Origin of the sequence: Barnesiella sp. (genome assembly GCF_022723415.1) — a bacterium.
Lineage (GTDB): Bacteria > Bacteroidota > Bacteroidia > Bacteroidales > Barnesiellaceae > Barnesiella > Barnesiella intestinihominis.
On the sequence record NZ_JAIJHU010000019.1, the window covers coordinates 23,720 to 47,845 of the forward strand.

The following is a 24,126-nucleotide window of genomic DNA, read 5'->3' on the forward strand; positions in this document are numbered from 1 at the left end:
CTTTTGTAAGTACAAATATCGTTCGGACAACGGTTGTTTCTCTATCCTTTTCGACTGTGAAATATCCCTGTTGGAATCTTTGGCTTAGGAAAGATTCTAAGTGGTTCTTATGCTTAATTGTAGTTTGCGAAGGAATGAAAAAATTTAAGATTTTATTACTCTCTTTGTTGCCTGCTGCCGGCTTGTGCGCTCAAAATCCGCTTTTAGTCTTGGAAGCAGAGGATGCGGTTCTCACACCTCCGGTAAAGGTCAAATATGTGAATGGATATTCGGGAGATGCCTATGTGGGGGACAACGACAATGGATCCGAGATTTTGTTTAGGAATGTCTATGTCGATAAGGAGGGCACTTATGAGTTCCGTACCTATTACACGAGCATGTTCATACGTTCCATAGCCGTCCAAACGGGATTTTATGCACCGGTGGTGATAGGTATGACGGAGACGACAGAAGATTGGAACCGCCCTCCGGTCGGTATGATGCTTTCGTATATTTATCTCGATAAGGGCGATAATACGATAAAAATCACTCCTTACAATGGCGGTGGCCCTAATATAGATAAATTTGAAATCTGGGAGACCGAGGTTAAAATGCCGAAGCCCGAAAAGATGAAAGCAGCTTACGCTTACGACCTTACCGACAATGCTGCAATCACGATTGGTGGAAAAGATATTTCCGGGTCTGCCCTGAATGATAACGATGAATACACGGTTTATGATTTACAGGCTGCTTCGGATTACATATATGTTACCTGTACAGACCCTTGTCTGGTTACGGGTTATCTATTTTCCGAGGGAGAAGTTACATCTCAAAATGTCGATTCATGGAGCCTTGAATATTCGGTTGACGGGAGAAATTACTCGCAATTGACTTCCGGGGCCTCTACCCGTTATAGTGCGGCTACCTTGTTTACGATAAACCGTCAACCTCATGCAGATGCAGGCAAGGCAGCCCGATATTATCGTATCGATACGAAAGGGCGGAATGTCGGGGAAATACAATTGTTCGGGATACCTTATTATGAATCGGCCGATCATAAAAATTTTCCGGCAGATATTACCGAAAATGTCGATGTCTTTTCCAATGTGATAGGTTCTCCGCTCGGAGCCTTTACGATTGCCGATGAAAGATATTTTAATCTTTTCGACCGGGATATGGAACGGAAGTATTATAGTGACGAAAGCCCGGTATTCAATGTCGAGGTAGAACTAGATAAACCGTATCGATTGGACTATTATACGTTGACTTCGTGTCAGGATTATCCCGAGAGAGACCCTAAGAGTTGGGTTGTCGAAGGCTTTGACAAAGACTGGGAAGCCGTAAGCGAAGTCAATGGATTTGTATTCCCTTGCCGGTATGCAACTATGAAATTTGCAGTAAATGGTACTAAATTATATAAAGGCTATCGTTTGAGGACGATCGAAAATAACGGAGCCGATTCTTTTCAGCTTTTGAAATGGCAACTGTTCGGCAGTGACAAACCGTCTTCTGTTACAAAACCGGTAGCCGAAGGAATCGATGTCGCTACGCAGAATCGCGAAATTGTAATTACTATGGATTCCGATGGATTTTGTAAAGTAGTGAACTTGTCCGGCCAAATTGTGTACGAGAGTGAAATAGCAGGTCGTGTGAATAGAATACCTGTTCCGCCCGGTGCTTATCTGGTGGGGGTAATTGTACAGCAAGAACGAGTCGTGCAAAAAGTAATCGTGAAGTAGCTTTATTGTAGAAACAGGAAGTAAATATTGACAATGAAAAATAAATGTATATATGGTCTTTTGGTCGGCGCGATGATGGCAGGAGCCTGCCCGGTATGGGGAGAGACTGTCGTCGGAGAAACCGTCTCTCCCTCCGATTCTATAAAACTTGTTGTCGTGAGCGATAACGATGCTTTGTATTATAAGGTTGTGAAAGGGGTTACCTCTATTGTGGAAAAATCGGCTTTGGGAATTACCACTTCGGTAGGCGATTTTTCAACGGGATTGAGCGAACCCTCTTTTACCGAACGTTTGGTGGACGATTCGTATAGCTTACCGTCGGGAAAGCGCAGTCGATATGATAATACATATAAAGAGGCGACAGTTTCATGTAATAAAGACGGACATACCGTACAATTTATTTTTCGGGTGTATGACGATGGCGTGGCTTACCGCTATGCGATTCTCGGTAGCGGAGACATTTCGGTTTATGCCGAAAATAGCGAATGTTTGCCGGTAAGACAGGAAAAAGTTTATTCACAGCAATATACCAAAAATAATCAGGCTCTTTATGAAGAGAACGATACAGAATTTATGGCATGTGAACTATATACCCCGTTGCCATTGCTGGTTCATACGGGAAGCGATTATCTGTTGCTGACCGAAGCGATGGTCAATGGGAATTATTGTGGAAGCTCGTTGTTTGTGAATGAAGAGACGAAAGCCTACGGTTACCGGCTGGTTGGGAATGTCGCTGCTACTCTTCCCTTGTATACGCCGTGGAGAGTTCTCATGGTGGGTTCCTTAGAATCGATAGCAGAGTCGGTTATATTGGAAAATTTGAACGATAAAACGGCCTTGACTAATCTGTCGTGGGTAAAACCCGGACGTGCTGTATGGAATTTCGGCGGAGAAGACTTCCACTCCGATTATCTTAGCATGAGTAACATTAAGAAATATATAGATTGGGCTAAACAGCAAGGTTGGGAATATTTCACATTGGACAAATGCTGGGAGCAGAACGGTGTTTCGTTGAAAGAGGTAGTGGATTATGCATCCTCTAAATCGGTGGGAGTGTTCGTATGGGTGAATCAAAACTCGCTTCCTTCCGATGAGTCGGCGATGGCTTCTATGGTACAGAATTGGAAGGCGCAAGGAGTTAAAGGGTTGAAAGTCGATTTTTGGGAAAGTGACGATCAGGCTATGATGAAGAAATACGATTTGCTTTTGAAGGTAACGGCCGAAAAGCAGTTGTTGCTTAATTTACATGCCTGTACTAAACCGACCGGTTTGAGGAGAACATGGCCGCATTTGCTGACATCTGAGGCCGTGTTGGAGAATACGGTTTTTACGACTTTTCCCGATATCCATAATATAAACTCGGCGATTATCCGAGGGGCTATCGGGTCGACCGATTATGTCCCGGTAGATTTTGCCGATAAAAACGGGTGTATCCATCAAAAGACGACAGCAGCGCACCAGTTGGCTTTATCGGTAGTTTTTGAATCGGGAGTACAACATATCGGCGATGCTCCCGAAAATATCGAATATAACATTGCTCGGGATTTTTTAAAGACTGTGCCGGCTGCATGGGACGACACCCGCTGCCTTGAAGCTGTTCCCGACGAATATGTAAGTATGGTACGCTGCAAAGGCAATGAGTGGTATTTCGCTTCGCTGACACACGATGCTCGTACCGTGTCCGTGCCTCTTTCGTTTTTATCCTCCGGTGAACGATACAATGCGTACATTTATAAAGATGGGGAATGTCCGTCGGAAATTCAATTCGAATGGAAGGAAAATTTGACATCGAAAGATACGGTCTCGATCGATTTGTTAAAACATGGGGGAACGGCTGTTTTGTTCTCTACGTCTTCGCAACTTCCTAAACCTATTTTGATGAAATATGAGGCTGAGGCCGATGGCAATACGATTCCGTTCGGTGTACCGGTTAAGACCGATACAGATAGTTTATGTTCGGGTGGGAAATATGTGGCTTCGATAGGTAATGGACGCTCCATTACGTTTAACGATGTAAAAGTCCCTGAATCGGGCACTTATGCGATGACTGTTTACTATATGTCCGATTCTCCCTGTACGGCCTATGTAAAGATGAACGGTAATATGGATTCTTGGCAAGAGGTCTCATTTGTCGGCACAGGAGGAACGAGCGGCGGTAATTTGGCTCATAAAACTATATGGGTAGACCTCGATCATACGATAAGCAATACGGTAGAAATCGGGAATAATTCGGAGTATGGTCCTAATATAGACCGCATTACTTTGTCGAAATATGCCGATGGTACTACCGATATCGAGACCCCTGAAAGTACCGAGCCTGTGGGAAAGGTTTATGCTCTTGACAAACACATCGTTATCGAGCAGTCTTCTTCTACCGATTATTGGGTCTATAATTCACTTGGACAAATTCTTAAAGAAGGCAGTTTCGACGGCGGTCGGGCTTCTTTGTCGGTAGATGAGAAAGGTGTTTATCTCGTAAAGGTTCATACAGAGGATAAGGTATTTACCAAAAAGGTATTGATAGGTCAGTAAAGTAGATTCTTTTGTTAAACTTAATAATAAAAACTTATGAAAAAGATTACATTTTTAATCGCGTGTTTGTTGGCCGTATTCGGTATGTCGGCTATCAATCATTATGACAATTTGTATGTTGTCGGAGATGCTTGTGCAGCAGGTTGGAGTCCTGACGATGCTCTTGAAATGACGAAGGTCGGAGACGGTCAATTTACGTGGACGGGAGAGTTGTTGGATAAAACGGGAGACCGTCGATTCAAATTCTTGGTAGGAAGAGGCTGGGATCCTTGTCTTGCACCTAATCCCGATGTGCCCGATCACGAAGTTGTTACTCCGGGTGTTCCTGCAAAGTTGTATGACAAAGGCGAACACGGTGGCTATGACACCTCTTTCCAAGTAGAAAAAACCGGGGTGTACACGATTACGATCGATTTGGATGCAGAAACGATGACTTTGACAGAAGGCTCTTTGGACGTTCTTGATGTCGAGAAATTCGGACAGGCCTATTTAGCCGGTAGCGCATTCCCCGAAAGAGTTGCTATGACGAAAGAATCGGACGGTGTCTATAAATGGAAAGGAAAACTTGAAGTCGAAGATCCCGTGACCGGTTTCTATATCGTAAGCAACGACAATAGCCAATCCTTGAATCCGGCGAATGCATCTGAAGTCAAATCTGGTTCTTATGCACCGGTTTTCAGTGCCGATGAAGTCGCCACTGCGGAGTACCAAATTGCTTCTACGGCTACTTATACGATTACGATCGATTTGAATACCGTGAAAATGGAGGTTACAAAAATCGACTATGATCATTTATATCTGATCGGTAGTGCCATGAAAGGAGAACCGGGAGCTTGGAAAACCGAGGACGGAGTTGAAATGACAAGAGTAAGCGAAGGTGTGTTTACATGGAATGGATTTTTGTATGCCAAGAACACCGAAGGGGGTGATACGGAATTCAAATTTATCAATCAACTTATTGCCGGAAATTGGGAAAACTGTTTTGTATTCGATCAAACACAAGAGGGAAATCAGCTCATTACGTTAGGTGAAACGTATACCATTTCCTATTTTACTGCCGGTAACCATGACAATAAGTTTACCGTTCCGTCTGATGGCTATTACAAGTTGACGGTCGATCTCAATGCATTGACTCTGTTGGTAGAACAAGGCGATCCCACTGCTATTGAGGAAGTTTCGGCAGCTGTCAAGCCGGTTGTGACAGTCAGTGGGTCGACTATTCAGGTTCTGACCAATGGCGCTGTTGTCGATGACGTTATGGTGTTCGATTTGTTGGGCAATTGTGTTGCCTCGACAGCAGCGGATTCCGATTGTTCTTTCGATATGGCTCATGGCGGTGTTTATGTTGTTCGGATAAATTGTGGTAACGCTGTATATTCCAATAAAGTAATAGTTAAATAATATCTTTATGTTTTTCACCGGGCTGGGGATTCTCCTCTGCTCGGTGATTTTTTTTGTTCGTTTTTATATCGATGGAAAAAGCCGGGAAACGGAAATTTCCCGAAAAAAATTGTAAAATCGTATGAAGAAATTATTCTCAATTATGCTTGGTCGTTGCTTTGCGCTCGCTTTTCTTTTGTTCTTTTCAGGAAAAAGCTTTGCAGAGAACGATAACTATACTCGTGCGGCCGATACGTTCAAGGCCATTGAAAAACTTTATGGAGTTGAAGATGTTCCTTTATTCAGGGAGACTTATCCCTTTGACAACCATTTGAAAGTCTCCTATCTTTCTAATCAAGAACAGGCCGAGCAACAGAAACTTTATTCCTATCTGTGGCCTTTTTCGGGGAGCCTGTCGGCCGTTACGGCTCTTCTAGAAGTAAAACCGAAGTCCGATTTCCGAAAGGTGTTGACTAAAACGGTTCGTCCCGGACTGGAAATGTATCTCGACACGCGGAGGACTCCGACAGCGTATGCTTCGTATATAAACACGGCTCCGGTTTCCGATAGATTCTATGACGATAATATTTGGATAGGGCTCGATTTCACCGACTTGTATTTGTTGACCGGGAAAAAAGAATATCTCTCACAAGCCAAGATGGTTTGGCGGTTTATAGAAAGTGGAACCGATGATAAATTGGGATATGGCATATATTGGTGCGAGCAGAAAAAGAACGGGAAAAATACCTGTTCCAATGCTCCGGGTTCGGTGTATGCTTCGAAACTCTTTTTAGCGACTGGCGATAGTTCTTATTTGCAAGCAGGAATTCGATTGTATGAGTGGACGAAAGAAAATCTGCAAGATCCCGCAGACGGTTTATATTTCGATAATAAGAGTTTGAACGGAGAAATCGGTAGGGCGAAGTTTGCTTATAACAGTGGACAAATGATGCAATCGGCAGCGCTTTTGTATCGAATTACAGGTGAAAAAAAATATTTGCAGGATGCCCAACGGCTGGCTGCCGCTTGTTACAATCGGTTTTTTAGCCACGATTTGCAGTCGGGTCGTAAATATAAAGTACTGAATCGGGGTGATGTTTGGTTTACCGCTATTATGTTTAGGGGATTCGTTGAGCTGTATGGTATAGATCATAATAGTTTGTATATCGATGCTTTTAGGGAAAATCTGGATTTCGCTTGGACGGAAATGCGTGAGAAAAACGGATTGTTTAACGATGATTGGAGCGGAAAAACGAAAAACGATTCGAAGTGGCTGTTGACACAGTTCGCTATGGTAGAAATGTATGCACGGTTAGCCGCAATCGATAAAGAGAATAATCGATAAGTTATTAGATAGGTAGGATATGCGATCCCAATCCCGGGCAGAGGTTTCCTCTGTTCGGGATTTTTGGTTTGTTCGATTGATGCAAAAAGAACGGTGGCATGCGCCACCGTTCTATAAATATAAACATTTCATAAACCATGATTTAGTAAACCATGACTTTTTGCTTATTGGCGATATATATACCTTTGGGAAGTTCTATTGTTTCGTTGCCGGTTACTTTTATTTGTTTAACCAGTGCGCCGGTGATGTTGTAGATATACACATCGATAGGTTCTTCGGTATTGACGACTACTCCTCCTTGCACTCCGTATATTCGTGTATCGTTTCCGGCTAAATTTGGAGTTTCTATCCCTGTGGCTATATCGTCGAGTTTCCAGCTCGATATGAACATTCCCCAACCTGTGGGTGCAGGTAAGGTAAATTCGGAATTATAGAAATTGACGGCTTTATTACCTCTTGAAAAGGAGTAGAAATTTGTACCGTCTGCCAAACAGCTCCAAGCTGTACCCATACCGGTTTCGGTTATGAGGGCTATCTTTTCTGTTTTTTTCCAACTGGATTCATCTATCGTGGTTAGGCAAATACCTTTATTAGGGGTTGCCCAGCTATACCCGTAGGCATAGAGATTGTTTTCTTTCCCTTTGGCTACTCCGAAATAACCACCGATACCTTGTTCGTCGGCAGAGACACCTCCTAACCATTCTCCGTTTGAAGCATCGCATTTGATTACAAACCCATTGAGCGGAGTAGATTTAGAGGCTATTCGGGCTTCCTCTTCTCCATAAGGGGCGAACCCTCCTTTCATCATTCCCGAAAGGTAAAGACTTCCGTTTATATAGTCCATGTTCTTGGTTTGGGTAGTGTGCTTGCTGTCGCTGGCTCCGAATGCTGTTATTAATTTTGCCCATTTCACGTCTAAGTTGGTATCGATTTCCCCGATGAGAATGTCGTCGAACGACGAAGGCACGAGGTTGATCGAGCCTAAATTGATCGAGCCTTCGTTACTGTTTTTTACAGTTCCGTAGAAATAGAGTTTACCGTTGTCGTAGATGAGATGGGTTATTTGTTCTCTTTCGATTGTGCCGGAGACTGTGGTTGTAAAGTGGCCCAAATAATTCCCTTTGTCGTCGAGTTTTACGATAAACAAGTCTCCTACTGTCTTTTGAGAGTCACCGTTCCAGTTTACGGTGTTGTGAGGGATTAGTTGTACAGGCGAATTTTCTGCCGTGTAAAAAGTCATGGTTTTACGATAATTCCCGGCTAAATAGATGTTCCCGTTCTCGTCGGTGGCGGTAGCATAAGGGTAAATGCCGTCTGGTGTACCTTCTGTGTAATGAGTAGCGGAGGCTTCGGGGCTGTTGTCTATTTCGATGTATTTGTTCCATTCGATAACTCCTTCCGAGCTGACTTTTAGTAGAACCGCATAGTATGTACGGTAACCGGTATTCCAGTTTTGTATGGTCACAGTGTTGTTTTTGGCATCTTTGAATGCTGGGGTTTTATCGGTCATACCGGATGCATATCTCATTTTTAATGCTAAGACAGCACCTCCGTCAGAAGTGGCGGCAATGGAACTCGAAGAGATGCTTACATCGCCGGAGAAGCTATATAGGCTCCATATTTTAGACCCGTCCGAATCTAATTTGAGAAGAACGATATTACAATTGTCGGAGTTTGCCTGAGTAGCACAACCGTAGCCGACAATGTCATCTCCATAGTAAACAGGATCGTTGTCTTTCATCGACCCGAATTGTGCGAGCGCCAGAATTTTTCCGTCGCTGCTCTTTATCAAACTGTGAGCATTGTCACCTCCGTTCCCGGGATTTCCATCTAAGGATTTCGCCCATTGAAATACAGGACCCTCTGCCTGTATCGATCCTAAAATTCCTCCGATAAAGAGGAGTGTAGAAAGTAAGAATTTTTTCATAACAAATTTTTTTTAATTCGACACCGCAAAGTTATTTTCTGCATAATTGGGCTACAATAATGATATATAGGTATTTTTTAGACATAGAATAGCCATTTTTGGTGAGGGTGCGAGATTTATGCATTTTGTATTTTTGTCCACAAAAATTAAGACATGCGACTTCGATTATTTTTCATTATATTAATAAGTTATGTGGGAATAGAGACTATGTACTCTGTGAATGTATCGCAAGTAGCTACGGTTTCTTTCGAGGGGGTAATTTCGGATATAGGTTCGAAAGACCCGTTATCGTTTGCAACGGTACAATTACTGCATGGAGATGAGGTTCATTCGGTATTGTCCAAAGATAACGGAGTATTTTCTTTTCCCTCTGTGCATCCGGGCGACTATATACTGCGTATTACTTATGTGGGATACGATCGTTATGAAAAACGGGTTACACTGAAACGGGATACGAAGCTGACCGTAAAAATGGTCCCTTCGGGAAATTCGTTGAACGAAATTGTCGTGACGGCGCGGGAGTCGCAGGGGCTGGTGAGCTCGTCGAAAATAAATCGCGAAATGATGACCCATTTGCAGCCTACCAGTTTTAGCGATTTATTGGAGCTACTTCCGGGGAATATATCCAAGACCCCTTCGATGGGACAGGTCAATTCCATACAGTTGAGAGAAACGGGAACGCTGAATTCATCGGGAGAACAATATTCCAATCCCGATTATGCCATTACATCGTTGGGTACTCTTTTTTTAGTAGATGGGGCTCCTCTTAACGGCGATGCGAATCTGCAATATATTCCCGGGGGAACTTCTTCGGACGGGACCTCGCCGGAATCGCTCAGAAATATGACGAACAAAGGGGTAGATATGCGCACGCTGACAACAGACGATATAGAAAGTGTCGAGATTGTGCGGGGCATACCTTCGGCCGAATACGGAAATCTTACCAGTGGTATGGTAAATATAAAGAGAGTGAGAAAGGCGACACCCCTTACAGCTCGTTTTAAAGCCGATGAATATAGCAAATTGTTTTCGGTGGGGAAAGGTTTTACAGTTCCCAACCATGATTTCACATTGAATGTCGACGGCGGTTTTTTGGACTCGAAAGTAGATCCCCGGAATAATCTTGAAAATTATAAGCGAGTGAATTTTTCTGTTCGCATTTCGAAATTATGGAGGCGGGATAAGTGGGAGATGACATGGACACCGAGTGCGGATTATACGGGATCTTTTGATAACGTGAAGACAGATCCCGATTTGAGCTATCAAAAAATAGACAAATATAAATCGTCGTATAACAGAGCTTCTTTGACAAACAATTTCAAATGGACGTTTCCTCGGTTAAAATGGATAAAAACGGTAAATCTCGATGCGTCGGTGAGCGCTCAGTCCGATCAGTTGAAAAGGACGAAGCTTATTAGTCCTCAGCGAGCGACGGTTGCACCTACCGGTAAAGAGCCCGGGGTTCATGACGGTACTTATCTTTTTTCGGAGTATGTGGCTGATTATTTATGCGATGGGAAACCGGTGAATGCTTTTCTGAAAGCCAAAGGGGAGTTCGGCTGGGAAGGCGCAAAATATCGGTTGAACGCCAAAGCCGGTGGCGAATGGAATTATTCCAAAAATTTCGGGAAGGGGCAAGTTTATGATTTATCCCACCCTATTTCGACGAGCTGGGGGGCTCGCCCTCGGGCTTATAGCGATATTCCGGCCTTGCAGAATCTGTCGTTCTTCTTGGAAGGAAATACATTGTTCTTGCTGGGGAAGAATAAATTGGAACTGCAAGTAGGAGCTCGTTCTGTGACACAGATAGGAATGAGCGAGCGATATTTGTTACAAGGAAAGCCTTATATAGATCCTCGTGCGAATGCACAATGGAGCTTCCCTGCGATTCCTGTCGCTGGGAAAGACTTGCACATTTCGATTTCGGGAGGTTATGGTGTGACGACCAAGATGCCTACGCTCGACTATCTTTATCCCGATTTGTGGTATAACGACATAGTGCAACTCAATTATTACGATGTGAATAAACCGCTCGAATATAGTCGGGTAAATATAATTACTTATATCGAAGATATAACCAATTATGATTTGAAACCGGCTCGTAATCATAAGTGGGAAGTACGAGGCGATATTTCATTTGAGGGAAACCGGTTGTCGGTAACTTATTTTCATGAAAATCTTACATCGGGATTTCGGACTTCCTCTTTTTATGCTCCGTTCAGTTATCGGAAGTATGACCATTCGGCAGTCGATGCCTCTGGGTTACAAGGGCCTCCTGCTTTGGAAGACATTCCTTATACCGATATGAAGGCGTTGAACGGTTATAGACAGTCGGCCAATGGGAGCCGCATCGATAAACAGGGTATCGAGTTTCAATTTACTTCACAACGTATATCGGCACTGAGGACTGCCGTCGTTATAAACGGAGCTTGGTTCCGTTCGGTATATACGAATAGTCGTCCTATGTTCGAGACTGTGGCCGATGTAGTGGACAATCGTCCGGTTTCGGAAGAATACGTGGGTTTGTACGATTGGAACGACGGTCGAGTAAACGAACAGTTTAATACTAATTTTCAGTTAGACACTCAAATACCCGAATGGGGGTTGATTTTTTCCACATCGGTACAGTGCATGTGGTTTGTTTCGACTCGGGTAATGTGGAAAAATGGAGTCCCGGTGAGTTATATGGCAGCAAGCGACGGAAAGTTATATCCCTATACCGAGGTGTCGGCTGCCGATCCTAAATTGCAGTTTCTTATAAAGACATATAACGACGATTTGTATAAAAAACAGACAATACCCACGGCTGTTTATGTAAACCTGAAAGCGACCAAAACGATAGGCAAATGGTTGAGATTGTCATTGTTCGCTAATCGTATTCTAGATTATCTTCCTTCATATAAGATGAATGGTCTGCTCATACGGCGCAATGTGGATCCTTATTTCGGTATGGAACTTAATTTTACGTTATGATAGATTAAATTTTTGATTATGAAATATATGAATAGAATTACACTTTGTGTTTCCTTATGCATGCTGGCTTTGTTTTGTAGTTGTGACGAGGAACGGGATATACGTTGGACGACTGTCGAAATCGTTGTCCGGTATCCGTCGGATTTGTCGGGGATTTCTGTGGAAAGTGAAACCTTTGAATTTCGAAATATTACGTCGGGTATGGTTACCAGTTTTACGACCCGTAAAGGAATTACATTGCCCGAGGGATTATACGATTGTTCTTATGAAGCTGCGATAACTTATCAGACTGCCGATAGCACAATTCATACTTCGTTATCCGGGTATGCTAGGTCATTGGAGCTTATGGGAGCACAAGGAAGTGTTTCTATCGGTAGTTATCAGGTAGAGAATAAAGACGACTTCATTATAGAGGAAATATTTTTTACCGGGACATTGCAGTCTTCTGGAAAACAATACTATGGAGATGGTTATGTGAAAATCTATAACAATACCGATCACATGCTATATGCCGATGGGGTCGCTTTGATGGAGTCGAAATTTGTTACGACTCAAAAATTCGATTATACACCCGATATTATGAGCACTCACATGACTGTACAGGCTGTGTATGTAATCCCCGGTAGCGGGACAGACCATCCGGTCGCTCCCGGAGAGTCGTTTATTCTTTGTGATACGGGTATAGACCATCGTATCGCGAATCCCAATTCATTTGATTTGAGTCGGGCGGATTATGAGTGGTATGACGAATCCTCGGTTCCCGCTCATTTGGATATAGACAGTCCGACCGTTCCTAATCTCGATAAGTGGTATTGTTACACGAAAAGTTTTTGGGTTCTCCACAATCGGGGATTCAGGGGATTTGCCATAGCGAGAATTCCCATTGAGAAAGAAAAATTCTTGACCGAAAATTTATATACCTATTCCTATGTTATGGTTTTACCGGCCGGGACTTTCCCGATGGAGCAAACCGCCTATAAAGTACCGAACGAATGGATTATCGATGCAGTGAATACCAGTGTACAATCGGAGTATGTGTGGAATGTCACGGCCCCTTCGTTGGACCGGGGGTGGACACACTGTGGTACGATAGACCACGATAAGACTCGCTATTTCAAAAGTGTGCGTCGAAAAATGCTTTATCTCACCCGTGACGGTCGTCGGGTATTGAAGGATACCAACGATTCGTCTGCCGATTTCAATACCGAGTGTGTGCCCTCTTTGATAGAGCAACAGCATACTGCGATAGATGCAAATGGTACGAAGGCCGAAACGGAAACCTATGACGGAGTAGAGGTCAAGAGTTGATAGATTAGAGGGATATGAAAAAGTTGTGTGTCTTTTGCGTATTATGCTTGGTGTGTCTCTGTGAGTTACGAGCCGGAGATACGGTTCGGGTTTCTATATGGGATCGTCTGTGGGAACATCGATCGGTAGTTGCATCTTTTGTCGAATTGTCGTATCGTAATCCTGCGGTACGCTATGACCGGTATTCTTCGTCTCTTACGCGGGCAACCGTCGGCGGACAATATACTTCGGAGAGCGAGCCTGTGTTGTTACAATCGGGAAACGGTGAAAAATCGATAGGTTTTCAAGCCGATTCGTACATACGAAAAAAGAATTATTGTTTGTGGGGAAATGCGTTGTATAGAAATGGACGTGTGAAAAATTTGAAGTGGAACGAGACCTCCGATTGGGAGCTGTTGTATCCCTATTTGTTGGCCGATTCGGTGGGCGGAGACTTGTCGAAAGAGATTTATAGCTTTACCGGGGGGTATGCCGCTCGTTATGAATCGATAACATGGGGCGGTAATTTTTCGTACGAGGCCTCCGTCGCTTATCGAGGAATAGATCCGAGACCTAAAAACACCACGTCGGATTTGTCGCTTTCCTTAGGTTTGTCGATACCGGTATCTCCTTCCTATTTGTTCGATATTTCGGTCTCAGGACGAAAGTACAAGCAAACCAACGGAATTAAATTTTATAGTGAGCTGGGTGTTTCGAAAGTCTATCATCTCACCGGGTTGGGAATGCATTATAACCGATTTGCCGGAAATAATTATTCCACGTATTATAACGGATACGAATGGGGAGGAAGTTTGGGTGTGCACACTTCGCGTTCGATCGGTTTCGTGGGGAATGTGGCGTATCGTTATTTCTCGTGTGAAAAGATTATATCTTCCTTGAACGAATTGCCAATGGCTCGGATTGGGCGGCATACTTTCGCCGGAGAGTGGTTGTATCGGAAAAGTTTGTCGGGTATTGAGAGCTGGGGTATAAAATTGACTGGGAATTATGAATTGAAATTGGGGACCGAAAATATTTTCGGTGATGCGGCGAACCAGATTTATCCGAAAATTGGAGAAGCCGAACAGTATAGTAGTCATGCATACAGACTCACCCTTTCGGGATTTTATGAAGCGGTTCGTAGAAAAGGGTGGAATTATTCTGTACAGCCACGAGTAAATTATGGGCGAGTAAAAGCTGAGTACGTCTATCCGTTGCGGAAAATGAGTGTGAGAGAAGTTACGCCAGAGGTAGCGCTGTCTGTTTCCCGCATGTCGAAAGATTGGTTTTTACGACTGGAAATAGGTGGAAATTATGCTATGATTTTTGATAGTCGGTTATTTCATACTCCTTCCTCGATTGACGATGCCGCCCTTCTATCCGCATGGTGTTATAATTACAAGAATCTTTCTTCCGATTACGTCGGTTATTATGCCGTTTTTACCTGCTCTCGACAAGTAGGAAAGAAGTACCTGTTGCAACTTGATTTGAAAGGGGGACAATACCGTTATAACACGGATATCGTAGCGACTGATGTTTGTGCCGGATTATCGTTTTTATTTTGAGAAGAGGGAAGCATTATATTCACTCTCGTCGAAATGTCTTCGCTTGCTCCTCTATATTTTGTATGTCGCCGAGTGTCTTGGTCGTGAGTAATGTTCGAATACAAAAAAAGACTCGTCTTTACGAGTCCTTTTTTGTGGTGCCAACGGGAATCGAACCAGTGACACAAGGATTTTCAGTCCTTTGCTCTACCAACTGAGCTATGGCACCATCGTTTTTGCGTGTGCAAAGATAGAATTATTTTTGATTATCTTCCTAATTTTTTACCGTAAAAATGAAAAAAGAAGATATTTCTATTTTAAATATAGATTTTTGAAAGATTCGTTTTACTTTTCCCAAACTTTGTGTATCTTTGTCCCCGCAAAGCTAAGTGCGGGGTGTAGCACAGTTGGTTAGTGCGCCACGTTCGGGACGTGGAGGTCGGACGTTCGAGTCGTCTCACCCCGACTGATTTTAGCCCAATTTATTGTAGTTCAATAAGTTGGGCTTGTTCGTTTAAATGCGACCGGGAGAAATACGGGAGATTATTGACTTAGTCGATAATTAAAGGGTATATCGATTCAATAGGTACTCAGAGTGGATTATAGACAAGAGACTCATCTCTAAAATTCAAGTCTATCCCCACTAATTTTCTACTGAATCAGCTTATTGGGTCAAGAGAGTTTTTTTTGCATTTGGGTTTTTAATCAATTCCGAATGGGTGTTAATTCTTTGGAGATGAGGTATAAAAATTGTACTTATAATTTTGAATGCTGAACGGAATATGTATCTTTATACCCTCATTTATATGGTTATAGCATGAATAAGCATATCATTACAGAAATATCTCCATTGTCGGAAAAAGATTGCTTGTTTATTGTGGAACGATACAAAACGGAGTTTACGTATCCTTTGCACAATCATAAGGAATACGAGCTGAATTTCGTCGAGAATGGAGCAGGAGTAAGGCGGATTGTCGGAGATTCGGTAGAAGAGATCGGCGATTATGATTTGGTCTTGCTTTGCGGGGATAATTTGGAGCATGTATGGGAACAAGGAAACTGTCAATCCAAGCAGATTCGGGAAATTACTATACAGTTTTCTCCGGATTTATTTTCCAATAATTTTATTGACAAGAAGCAATTCACGTCTATCCGTAAAATGCTCGATAGGGCGCAAAAGGGATTGTCGTTCCCTCTGCATGCGGTGATGAAAGTCTATTCGACAATAGATTCTTTGTTAAAAGGAGAACCGGGATTTTATCAGTTCGTAAAATTTTTGACAATCCTGTATGAATTGTCGATTTGTGATGATGCCCGCACGTTGTCGAGCAGTTCTTTCGCGAGATCCAAGACTGCGTCGGATAGTCGTCGGGTACAAAAAGTGGAGGAGTATATCAATTTACATTATACGGAAGAAATCAGATTGTCGCAATTAGCGGAGCTTACCGATATGACGCCGGTCTCTTTCAGCCGATTTTTCAAATTAAGAACAGGAAAAAGTCTGTCGGATTATATTATCGATATACGTTTGGGACATGCGACAAGACAGTTGGTCGATTCGACGAAAACGGTTGCCGAAATATGCTATGAATGCGGATTTAATAACCTGTCGAATTTCAATCGCATATTTAAGAAGAAAAAAGGGTGCTCGCCCAAAGAGTTCCGAGAAATATATTACAAGAAAAAGATTTTTGTTTAGGAATTGATTGTGGAGGTATTGATTTTCTTTTTCAGAGAAAATCGGCGGAATGTTTGTGCGGAATGATTTTTTATAGTACTTTTGTGGGCTGATTCTGATATGGGCTCAAAAAGAGGTGTCTCGGTTGACCCCGCCCGGCAGAGAGAACGTAAAAATAAAAATACAATGTACGTTATTGTTGAGATTCAAGGACAACAATTCAAGGTAGAAAATGGAAAGAAATTGTTTGTCCACTATCTGGGAGCAGAGCATGGAGCTGTTCTCGAATTTGACAAAGTATTGCTCGTCGATAAAGACGGAGCTGTAACCGTGGGCACTCCCACCGTGGAAGGTGCGAAAGTCGTGTGTGAGGTTGTTTCGAACGACGGTTTCGGTAAAAAAGGCCTCGTGAAAGGTGAAAGAATTCTTGTTTTCAAGAAGAAAAGAAGAAAAGGTTACCGTAGATTGAACGGTCACCGTCAATATTTCACCGAAGTGTTAGTTAAAGAAATTGTTGCTTAACCCTATTAAACTTCTAAGAAAATGGCACATAAGAAAGGTGTTGGTAGTTCGAAGAACGGTCGTGAATCGGAAAGCAAACGATTGGGTATCAAAATATTCGGTGGACAATATGCTAAGGCCGGTAATATTTTGGTTCGTCAGAGAGGTACTGTTCATCATCCCGGAGAAAACGTGGGTATTGGAAAAGACCATACGTTGTTCGCATTGGTAAACGGTACGGTAGTGTTCCGTAAATGTAAAGAAAACCGTTCGTATGTATCGGTGAAACCGGCGGATAATAACTGATAAGAGTTATAACTATTTATAGAAAGCGTGACTTCTCGGATATGAGTTGTCACGTTTTTTATTTTCTGTTTTGTGAATTGGAGTTTCGTGATAATAAAAAAATAAGCTCAATAGGTAATCAGTGGAGAGCGTCCTTGTATATTCCAGCCCCTCTCCTCAGAAACTGATGTTTCTCGGTATCTTCCCTTTATTGCACTGCAATGCAAGGAGGAGGACAAACACAATCCACTTATTCGCTAAAAAATGCGTTAGAAGGATATTAAACCTCCTCCCTTGTCATCTCTCGTGTCCTTACGGTGTGTTTAAAACTCCTCCCCTGTGTTTTGCGACGCAAAATATAGGGGAGGTGTCACGAAGTGACGGAGGGGTTAAGTCCTACAATCGAAAACTCCTATGTTGTCTTTCCCAACCCCTCTCCGAAGAAGATTCGGAATGAGGCTGTCGGCAAGAGATTCATCTCTAAAATTCAAGTCTACCCCTACGAATTTTATACTGAATCAAAAAAGCTACTTGGGATAAAACCAAGTAGCCTTTTCTTTAATTTTTTTACCGGTGTGCTTATGCTTCGTGGATAGCGTCGTTAGGACAAACCTCAGCGCAAGTACCGCAGCTCAAACATTTGTCTGCATCGATTTTGTAGATATCACCTTCCGAAATCGCTTCTACCGGACACTCGCTAATGCAAGAACCGCAAGCTACACAGTTGTCATTAATTACGTAAGCCATTGTTTTTAGTTTTTAGTTTGAAATAATTAGATCTAATTGCGACACAAAAGTAGCATTTTTCTCTCTATTGCAAAAGAAAAGGAGTAGGAATTTGTGTGTCAAATACAATTCCTGTGGAACAATATACCGCTTGTTTTTCCGTTTGATAAATAGTTATCGTACTATGAATAGAGGTAGTGATATACAAGGGAAAGTATTACATGGATTTACGGTCCGTAGATACGTGGGGCGATTGTACGTTTTCGTGGCGTGCATAGCGTTGTTGTGGCCGGTATGTGTATGTGCTCAACCTCGTAAAGTACAGAATTTACCGTATGTAGATCATAAACTCTTGCATTTGGGATTTTCTATTGGTACGCATGTGCAAGATATGAAGTTTGTACATTCGGGTTTCGTTACCGATGGTGGAGAAAGTTGGTACATGGATATTCCCGATTTTTCACCCGGGTTCAATGTGAATTTGATGGCCGACCTTTATTTGTGCCCCCATTTGAATTTGAGATTTTCGCCGGGTATATTTTTCGGGAATAAAGTGGTGAAGTTTAGAGAGACGGCGACGCAGGAATATCGGACACAAGACATTAAATCGAATTATATCGTCGTTCCTCTCGAATTGAAATTCAGTGCTTTGCGTTGTAATAATTTTCGTCCATACCTGATCGGGGGAGTCATGGGAACGGCCGACGTATCGAAAAAGAGAAACGATTTGCTTAAACTGAATACATTCGACGGTTATTTGACTATCGGCCTCGGTTGTGACTTTTATTTACCATATTTTAAATTGATTCCCGAATTGAAATTCTGTTTCGGACTTACAGACGTCATTAACCGGAAACGAAATGATTTGAGGGATCCGGCCGATATTAAATTTACTCAGTCCTTGAAGAAAGCGACATCGAATATGGTGATATTGTCATTCTATTTCGAATGATTTTTTATGGACCTGTAAATGGTCGAGAATAATTCGGGACGTATATTCAATTGAGATAACGCGCCATGCGTGCGGGAGGGATATACCCGGTTGCATAAAAATATATAGATGAGTTCTTGTCCGGGATCTATCCAAAAGCAAGTGCCGGTGAAGCCTAAATGACCGATGGTCGAGGCCGATGCTTCGATGGCCGTAGGGCTCTTTTCCGGGTTGTCCATATCGGGCTTGTCGAATCCTAGCCCCCTGCGGCTGGTCGAGCTTTTTTCTGTCAGAAACAGTTCTACGGTTTTCGGGGATAAAATTCTTTCGTTTCCATATGTCCCTTTGTTTAGCCACATTTGGCATAGTTTAGCCAAATCGTTGGCGTTGGAAAAGAGTCCGGCATTGCCTTGTACGCCTCCGAAAAAACATGCTGTTTCGTCATGGACATACCCTATCAGTTGTTGCTTCCGGTAAAAGTTGTCGCATTCTGTCGGTGCGATTCTTTCGGTTGGAAATCGGTCGAGAGGGCGATATCCGGTCGTTTGCATGCCTAAGGGTCCGTAGATGTTTTGCTGCAAATATTTGTCCATCGCAATGCCGGTGGCGCTTTCGACAGTCTCTTTCAATAAGACGAAATTCAGGCAGCTATATAAGTATCGTTTGGAGGGGCGTAATTTGCACTCGATGATACGGTTGATAAGGGTGTCGGGCAAAGATTTCGAACCATATAAATTCTGGGCGATTCTCATGGGAAATCGATCCGATTTCCGAGAGGATAATAGGTCTTTGCGTAGTTGGGCATTGCGGTTAGCAAAAGTGTTATTCCCTATTTGTATGGAGTAGATGCTACTTTTCCTACGCTTGATTAATGGTTTCGTGAAGCTGTTGGGGTCGATAATGACCGAAGTCATTTGCAATGAGGCAGGCATACCGGTTTCATGTAAAAGAGCTTCCTTGATCGTCAGACTTTTTTTATCGGTATTTCGCAGTGGAGCAAAGTATTTGCTCATCGGTTTGTTCAAATCTATACGTCCGTTGTCATAAGCCTTCATGATAGCCGGTAAAGTCCCAGTCGCTTTCGAGACGGATGCCAAGTCATAGAGGTCGTTTGTGGCGACTGCATGGCGGTGAGTTTCGTAGTCGAAGTATCCGTAAGCCTTGTTCCAGACTACTGTTCCTTGTCGGGCAACCAATAATTGACAGCCCGGGAATGCTTCTTCTTTAATCCCTTGTGCTATAATGGAATCGACAGCAGACAATATCCGGCTGTCCATGTCGACCGATTCGGGAATCGCATATCCCAATCGGCACTTTGGAATATATATGCCTTCTTCCAGTTTGAACGAACCTTCTAAACTTACGGGTAATTTTCCCTTTATGGCATATCCTCCGAATAGGGCTTGTGCTGCATATTCTTGTGCCAACGAGGTATTTTCGTAGGCTAATAAAAGCGTTTTGCAATGAGTCAATTCGTGACTTAATCGATTCATCTGATAAGGGGAGAGAAAGCATGCGACTATTGCTTTCCCGGTTTGGCATATACGGCCGATTCTGGCCCTATGTTCGGCATTGCCGCTATGTACAGCCAGTATGATTTTATCATAATGTTTCAGTGTGTCCAGCAGTGAAGGCAGAGGATTGCTGTCGTCGAAGCGGCCTACGTTGTCGGCGTATAGCGTTATTGTTTTCTGGAAAACCGATTCCGTGTCGTTCCCCACGGATACAACGGCGATTCTGCCCTTGTTCAAATGTGTGATAGGAATTAGATTTTGACTGTTACGTAGCAAGGTCATGGCCTCGCTGTTGAGCTTTCGGTTAAGGGCATCGTATTCGGGAGCGTTCAAATCTTCGATAAGGTTTTTGGTTTTTATGGGTGTATAGTTCGCTAATCCGAAAACGTATTTGTAGCGTAGCACTTTTTTACATTTTTCATCGATGGCCTGTTGAGTTATCTTTCCTTGCTCGATAGCCGATAAAATGCTGTTCAACTGTTCTTCGGGTTTCGATGGGTTCAGAGCGATGTCGTTCCCGGCGAGTATGGCTTGTAGTGCCGTATTGCCGAATTTCGATGCTCCCTTCATTTTTAAAGCATCGGTGAATATTAACCCCTCGAAATTTAAGGAGTCGCATAAAAGTTCGCGGGTGATAATCGGCGATAAGGAAGAGGGGGTATTGGTGGCATCCCATGCAGGAATATTCAGATGCCCCACCATTATGCCCGATAGTCCGCTGTCGATATATGCTTTGAATGGAGGTATTTCGGTACTCATGAGCCTTTCCTTGCTATGAGGAACAAGGGGGAGTGTCTTATGCGAGTCTTCCGAGGTATCTCCGTGTCCCGGGAAATGTTTGGCAACGGCCATGACTCCTACGGATTCTAATCCTTTGGCGTATGCAATAGCTTTGGACGAGACATTTTTTAAAGACTCTCCGAAAGAACGTTTGCCGATTACCGGATTACGCGGGTTGCTGTTGATGTCGAGAACCGGAGCGAAATTGACATGTATGCCCATGCGCCTGCATTGCTTCCCTACGGCACGGCCGTATTCGTAGAGGAGAGAATCGTTTTGAACGGCTCCTAACATCATGTTGACCGGAAAGCGCGGAGTATCGGACAAACGCATGGCGAGCCCCCATTCTCCGTCAAGAGTGATCATCAGGGGAACTTTGGATAAGGACTGACAGTAGTTTGTTAAGTTGGCTTGGTCTTTTGCTGTTCCTGAGTCGAAAAGCAGTCCACCGATTTTTTGTCCTTGTATGAGTCTTTGTAACGTTTTACGGTTTTGCGGGGTATCGCTGTTGCGCACTGTAATAACTAACAGTTGTGCAATTCGCTCTTTGGGAGAAAGCGATTCGAACACCGAGTCGACCCAGTGTTCCATAGCCGACTGATCGGCCGTTTGAAGTAGATACGGGTTTTTAGCTTGCGTAGATAGGGCTACCAAAGCAAAAAACGTCCCGATACAGGCAATTATCTTTTTCATGTCCGGTTACTTGTTATTCGATGAGATTATGCGTCCCCCTTTGGGAGGTGCGATGGTGTGTCCCTCCCGGTTTTCTCTCTCGATGAAATTTATAACGGCATCTCTCATGAAAGTGTTGCTGTTTTTCCGTTCTATTGCATTCAGGAACGGGGTCATGTGATCTCCGCCATTGGCTACATAGTCTATCGTGGCGATGGAATAGATACGATCGTCGTCGATAGGTCTGCCGTTGACGGTCGGTTCGATGGCTTTTTCGTCGGCAATGGTCATGTGTACATCTTTGCTCACGGCCTCTCCGTTCCGGGAAGCTACGATATTGAGTAACTCGCGTACATCGGAACCTTTTAGTTTTATGAGACATAATGTATTATCGAAAGGGAAGATAGAATATATTTCGCCCAATGTAATATCTCCCTGCATGAGTGGATTGCGTATCCCCCCTGTATTGATAATCGCAAAATCGACCGGTTGACCGAAATCTCGTTGAACTTCGGTTTTTATGATGTCGGCCGAAAGATTGGTCAATGAGGTTTCAGGTCTGCCCGGAGCCATGTATTGGCTCGATTTCCCGATGACGATACTCATTATGCTGTCGACACTTGTCTTGTATTTATCGACTATTTGTTCCATTAGCGGTTCGGGAGTCTTGTCCCAACGGGCATCGACGGGAATGAGTTTGTAAGAAATGTCGAATTCCTGTCGGGACGTGGAGCAGGACGAGAGGATTGACAAAACGACCGAAAGACAGCCGATAGAACAGTATGTATTTAATTTCTTCATAACGGTTTAGTAGTTAGTTTCGAGGTTCTATGGTAATGCAGCCTAAGTAAGCTCCGCTCATTCCGGTTTGAGTGATGAGTACGTTTTTCCCATCTTTGTTTTTAACTTGGTATTGTAGGGTAGAGAGAGGATTATTGTCTATACTGTCGGGGTTGATGACCGTATGTGAATGTCCCCCGATGATGATGTCTATGTCGCTGCTTGCTGCTGCTATTTGTGGGTCGGTAACGTCTTTTTTGTCTTGTGCCGTGTATCCTAAATGCGATACGGCCACGACGATATCCGCACCTTTTTGTTTAAGCAAAGCAGCGGTTTCATTGGCTGCTTGGATAGGATCGTGGAATATCACCCCTTTACACGATTCCGAAGGAATGAGATTATCGGGATTGACGTTCAAGGCTAAAAATCCTATTTTATATTTCCCGACTTTTTTAATGACCCACGGTTGCAAGGTTCCGTGCAAAGGTGTGTGGGATACGTCGTAGTTGGAAGAGATAAAATCGGCTGTCGAGTTTTTTATCAGTTGAGCCAGTTTGGTCATACCCGCATCGAATTCATGGTTCCCGATAGTGCGAATATCGTAACGCATGGCGTTCATCGCTTCGAATTCGGCATCGCCTTTGAAAAGGTTGAAATAGGGTGTCCCTTGGATAGCGTCGCCGGCATCGACTAATAATACGTTAGGTTCGGCATTGCGGATACTGTCTATGATAGCCATGCGTCGCGTTGCCCCTCCCAAACCTCCGTATTTTTTGTGGGTGGCTGCGAAAGGTTCCATTTGGCTGTGGGTGTCGTTGGTGTGCAGAATGACGATGCGTTCGGTTTGTGCCAGTCCGCACAAAGAAACGGACAAATATATGGCCGTTATTCCTATGAGTTTTCTTATCATGATGTGAAGAATGTTAGTATGTCGTTTTTTCTCTTGGACGAAATTACAAATTTGAAGATAATATATCAAAAAATTGCTCCCAAGATTGAATTTTGTTAACCTTGCAAGAGCGGTTTGTCCGAAAAAATCGACGGCATATTTGTTTATGTGGCGAAAAAGTCGTTACTTTGCCCCGCTTTTCGTAATCTCTGGCAGGAGAAGTGGCCTGTTAAATTACGTTTCAGTATGAACATTTTAAATAGCTATTAAAAATGGATTTAGTAAAGATTGCAGAAGAAGCATTCGCATGCGGTAAAGAGCACCCCGAGTTTCGTAGTGGTGACACCGTTACCGTATCTTACCGTATCAAAGAGGGTAACAAAGAGCGTATCCAGCAATTCCGCGGAGATGTTATCCGTATCTCGGGTCACGGTAACAAAAAGCGTTTCACGGTTCGTAAAATGTCGGGTAATGTAGGTGTGGAAAGAATTTTCCCCATCGAGTCGCCTTTCATCGAAGAGATTGTAGTGAACCGTCGCGGTAAAGTACGTCGCGCTAAACTTTATTATCTGCGTGCGTTGACCGGTAAAAAAGCCCGTATTAAAGAAAGAAGAGTTTAATCTTTCTTACAAGGCATATAAAAACCGCACCGAATATTCGGTGC

General features: G+C 43.3%; 17 protein-coding genes and 2 tRNA genes. 13 read left to right on the forward strand and 6 right to left on the reverse strand.

The genetic code is table 11. The annotated features are described in order from the left end of the window. The first annotated feature begins 134 nt into the window (after positions 1-134). The 4 genes from QVD32_RS05570 to QVD32_RS05585 all read left to right on the forward strand — a co-directional run bounded on the left by QVD32_RS05570 (position 135) and on the right by QVD32_RS05585 (position 6,975). Positions 135-1,718, forward strand: a complete 1,584-nt coding sequence (locus QVD32_RS05570) for a T9SS type A sorting domain-containing protein (protein ID WP_118686928.1) — start codon at positions 135-137, stop codon at positions 1,716-1,718. Positions 1,719-1,751: 33 nt separating this feature from the next. Then, entirely contained in the window at positions 1,752-4,250 is a 2,499-nt protein-coding gene (locus tag QVD32_RS05575) for a glycoside hydrolase family 97 N-terminal domain-containing protein (protein WP_021891159.1), read from the forward strand. A 36-nt stretch (positions 4,251-4,286) separates the two neighbouring features. After that, positions 4,287-5,651: a T9SS type A sorting domain-containing protein gene (locus tag QVD32_RS05580; protein WP_021891158.1), complete on the forward strand. Its 1,365-nt coding sequence runs from the start codon at positions 4,287-4,289 to the stop codon at positions 5,649-5,651. Positions 5,652-5,772: 121 nt separating this feature from the next. Then, a complete protein-coding gene (locus QVD32_RS05585; RefSeq protein ID WP_021891156.1) occupies positions 5,773-6,975 on the forward strand; it encodes a glycoside hydrolase family 76 protein in 1,203 nt (400 codons plus the stop codon). 142 nt (positions 6,976-7,117) lie between these two features. On the opposite strand, the gene QVD32_RS05590 is transcribed toward QVD32_RS05585, so the two are convergent. Then, complete coding sequence (locus QVD32_RS05590) at positions 7,118-8,902, reverse strand: T9SS type A sorting domain-containing protein (RefSeq protein ID WP_021891155.1); 1,785 nt, start codon at positions 8,900-8,902, stop codon at positions 7,118-7,120. 192 nt (positions 8,903-9,094) lie between these two features. Between QVD32_RS05590 and QVD32_RS05595 the strand changes: the two genes are divergently transcribed. The 3 genes from QVD32_RS05595 to QVD32_RS05605 are packed head-to-tail and all read left to right on the forward strand — an operon-like array spanning position 9,095 to position 14,727. Beyond that, complete coding sequence (locus QVD32_RS05595; protein WP_118687105.1) at positions 9,095-11,875, forward strand: TonB-dependent receptor; 2,781 nt, start codon at positions 9,095-9,097, stop codon at positions 11,873-11,875. Positions 11,876-11,893: 18 nt separating this feature from the next. Continuing rightward, positions 11,894-13,183: a DUF4876 domain-containing protein gene (locus QVD32_RS05600; protein ID WP_021891153.1), complete on the forward strand. Its 1,290-nt coding sequence runs from the start codon at positions 11,894-11,896 to the stop codon at positions 13,181-13,183. Between the two features lie 14 nt (positions 13,184-13,197). After that, entirely contained in the window at positions 13,198-14,727 is a 1,530-nt protein-coding gene (locus QVD32_RS05605) for a DUF6850 family outer membrane beta-barrel protein (RefSeq protein ID WP_021891152.1), read from the forward strand. Positions 14,728-14,862: 135 nt separating this feature from the next. On the opposite strand, the gene QVD32_RS05610 is transcribed toward QVD32_RS05605, so the two are convergent. Beyond that, positions 14,863-14,935, reverse strand: a tRNA-Phe gene (locus QVD32_RS05610). Positions 14,936-15,098: 163 nt separating this feature from the next. Between QVD32_RS05610 and QVD32_RS05615 the strand changes: the two genes are divergently transcribed. From QVD32_RS05615 to rpmA, 4 genes are all read left to right on the forward strand, one after another. Next, positions 15,099-15,172 (forward strand) — tRNA-Pro (locus QVD32_RS05615). A gap of 351 nt (positions 15,173-15,523) precedes the next feature. Continuing rightward, positions 15,524-16,405, forward strand: a complete 882-nt coding sequence (locus QVD32_RS05620; RefSeq protein WP_021891151.1) for an AraC family transcriptional regulator — start codon at positions 15,524-15,526, stop codon at positions 16,403-16,405. Between the two features lie 165 nt (positions 16,406-16,570). Then, positions 16,571-16,906, forward strand: a complete 336-nt coding sequence (gene rplU, locus QVD32_RS05625) for a 50S ribosomal protein L21 (RefSeq protein ID WP_008862609.1) — start codon at positions 16,571-16,573, stop codon at positions 16,904-16,906. Between the two features lie 21 nt (positions 16,907-16,927). After that, a complete protein-coding gene (gene rpmA / locus QVD32_RS05630) occupies positions 16,928-17,191 on the forward strand; it encodes a 50S ribosomal protein L27 (RefSeq protein ID WP_008862608.1) in 264 nt (87 codons plus the stop codon). Between the two features lie 558 nt (positions 17,192-17,749). Here the strand turns inward: rpmA and fdxA are convergent. Then, a complete protein-coding gene (gene fdxA / locus QVD32_RS05635; RefSeq protein WP_008862607.1) occupies positions 17,750-17,917 on the reverse strand; it encodes a 4Fe-4S ferredoxin in 168 nt (55 codons plus the stop codon). A 163-nt stretch (positions 17,918-18,080) separates the two neighbouring features. Here fdxA and porT point away from each other — a divergent pair, with 163 nt between their 5' ends. Next, positions 18,081-18,848 (forward strand): type IX secretion/gliding motility protein PorT/SprT, encoded by a 768-nt coding sequence (porT, locus tag QVD32_RS05640; protein WP_229033608.1) that lies wholly within the window; start codon positions 18,081-18,083, stop codon positions 18,846-18,848. On the opposite strand, the gene QVD32_RS05645 is transcribed toward porT, so the two are convergent. From QVD32_RS05645 to QVD32_RS05655, 3 genes are read right to left on the reverse strand one after another with little or no spacing between them, the layout of a single operon-like run. Beyond that, positions 18,836-21,814: a serine hydrolase domain-containing protein gene (locus QVD32_RS05645; RefSeq protein WP_021891149.1), complete on the reverse strand. Its 2,979-nt coding sequence runs from the start codon at positions 21,812-21,814 to the stop codon at positions 18,836-18,838. The genes porT and QVD32_RS05645 overlap by 13 nt on opposite strands. Before the next feature lie 6 nt (positions 21,815-21,820). Further along, complete coding sequence (locus QVD32_RS05650) at positions 21,821-22,594, reverse strand: 5'-nucleotidase C-terminal domain-containing protein (RefSeq protein WP_021891148.1); 774 nt, start codon at positions 22,592-22,594, stop codon at positions 21,821-21,823. A gap of 13 nt (positions 22,595-22,607) precedes the next feature. After that, positions 22,608-23,483, reverse strand: coding sequence for a bifunctional metallophosphatase/5'-nucleotidase (locus QVD32_RS05655; RefSeq protein ID WP_118686926.1), 876 nt, complete (start codon positions 23,481-23,483; stop codon positions 22,608-22,610). Positions 23,484-23,734: 251 nt separating this feature from the next. Here QVD32_RS05655 and rplS point away from each other — a divergent pair, with 251 nt between their 5' ends. Then, complete coding sequence (gene rplS / locus QVD32_RS05660) at positions 23,735-24,082, forward strand: 50S ribosomal protein L19 (RefSeq protein ID WP_008862602.1); 348 nt, start codon at positions 23,735-23,737, stop codon at positions 24,080-24,082. Positions 24,083-24,126: the final 44 nt, after the last annotated feature.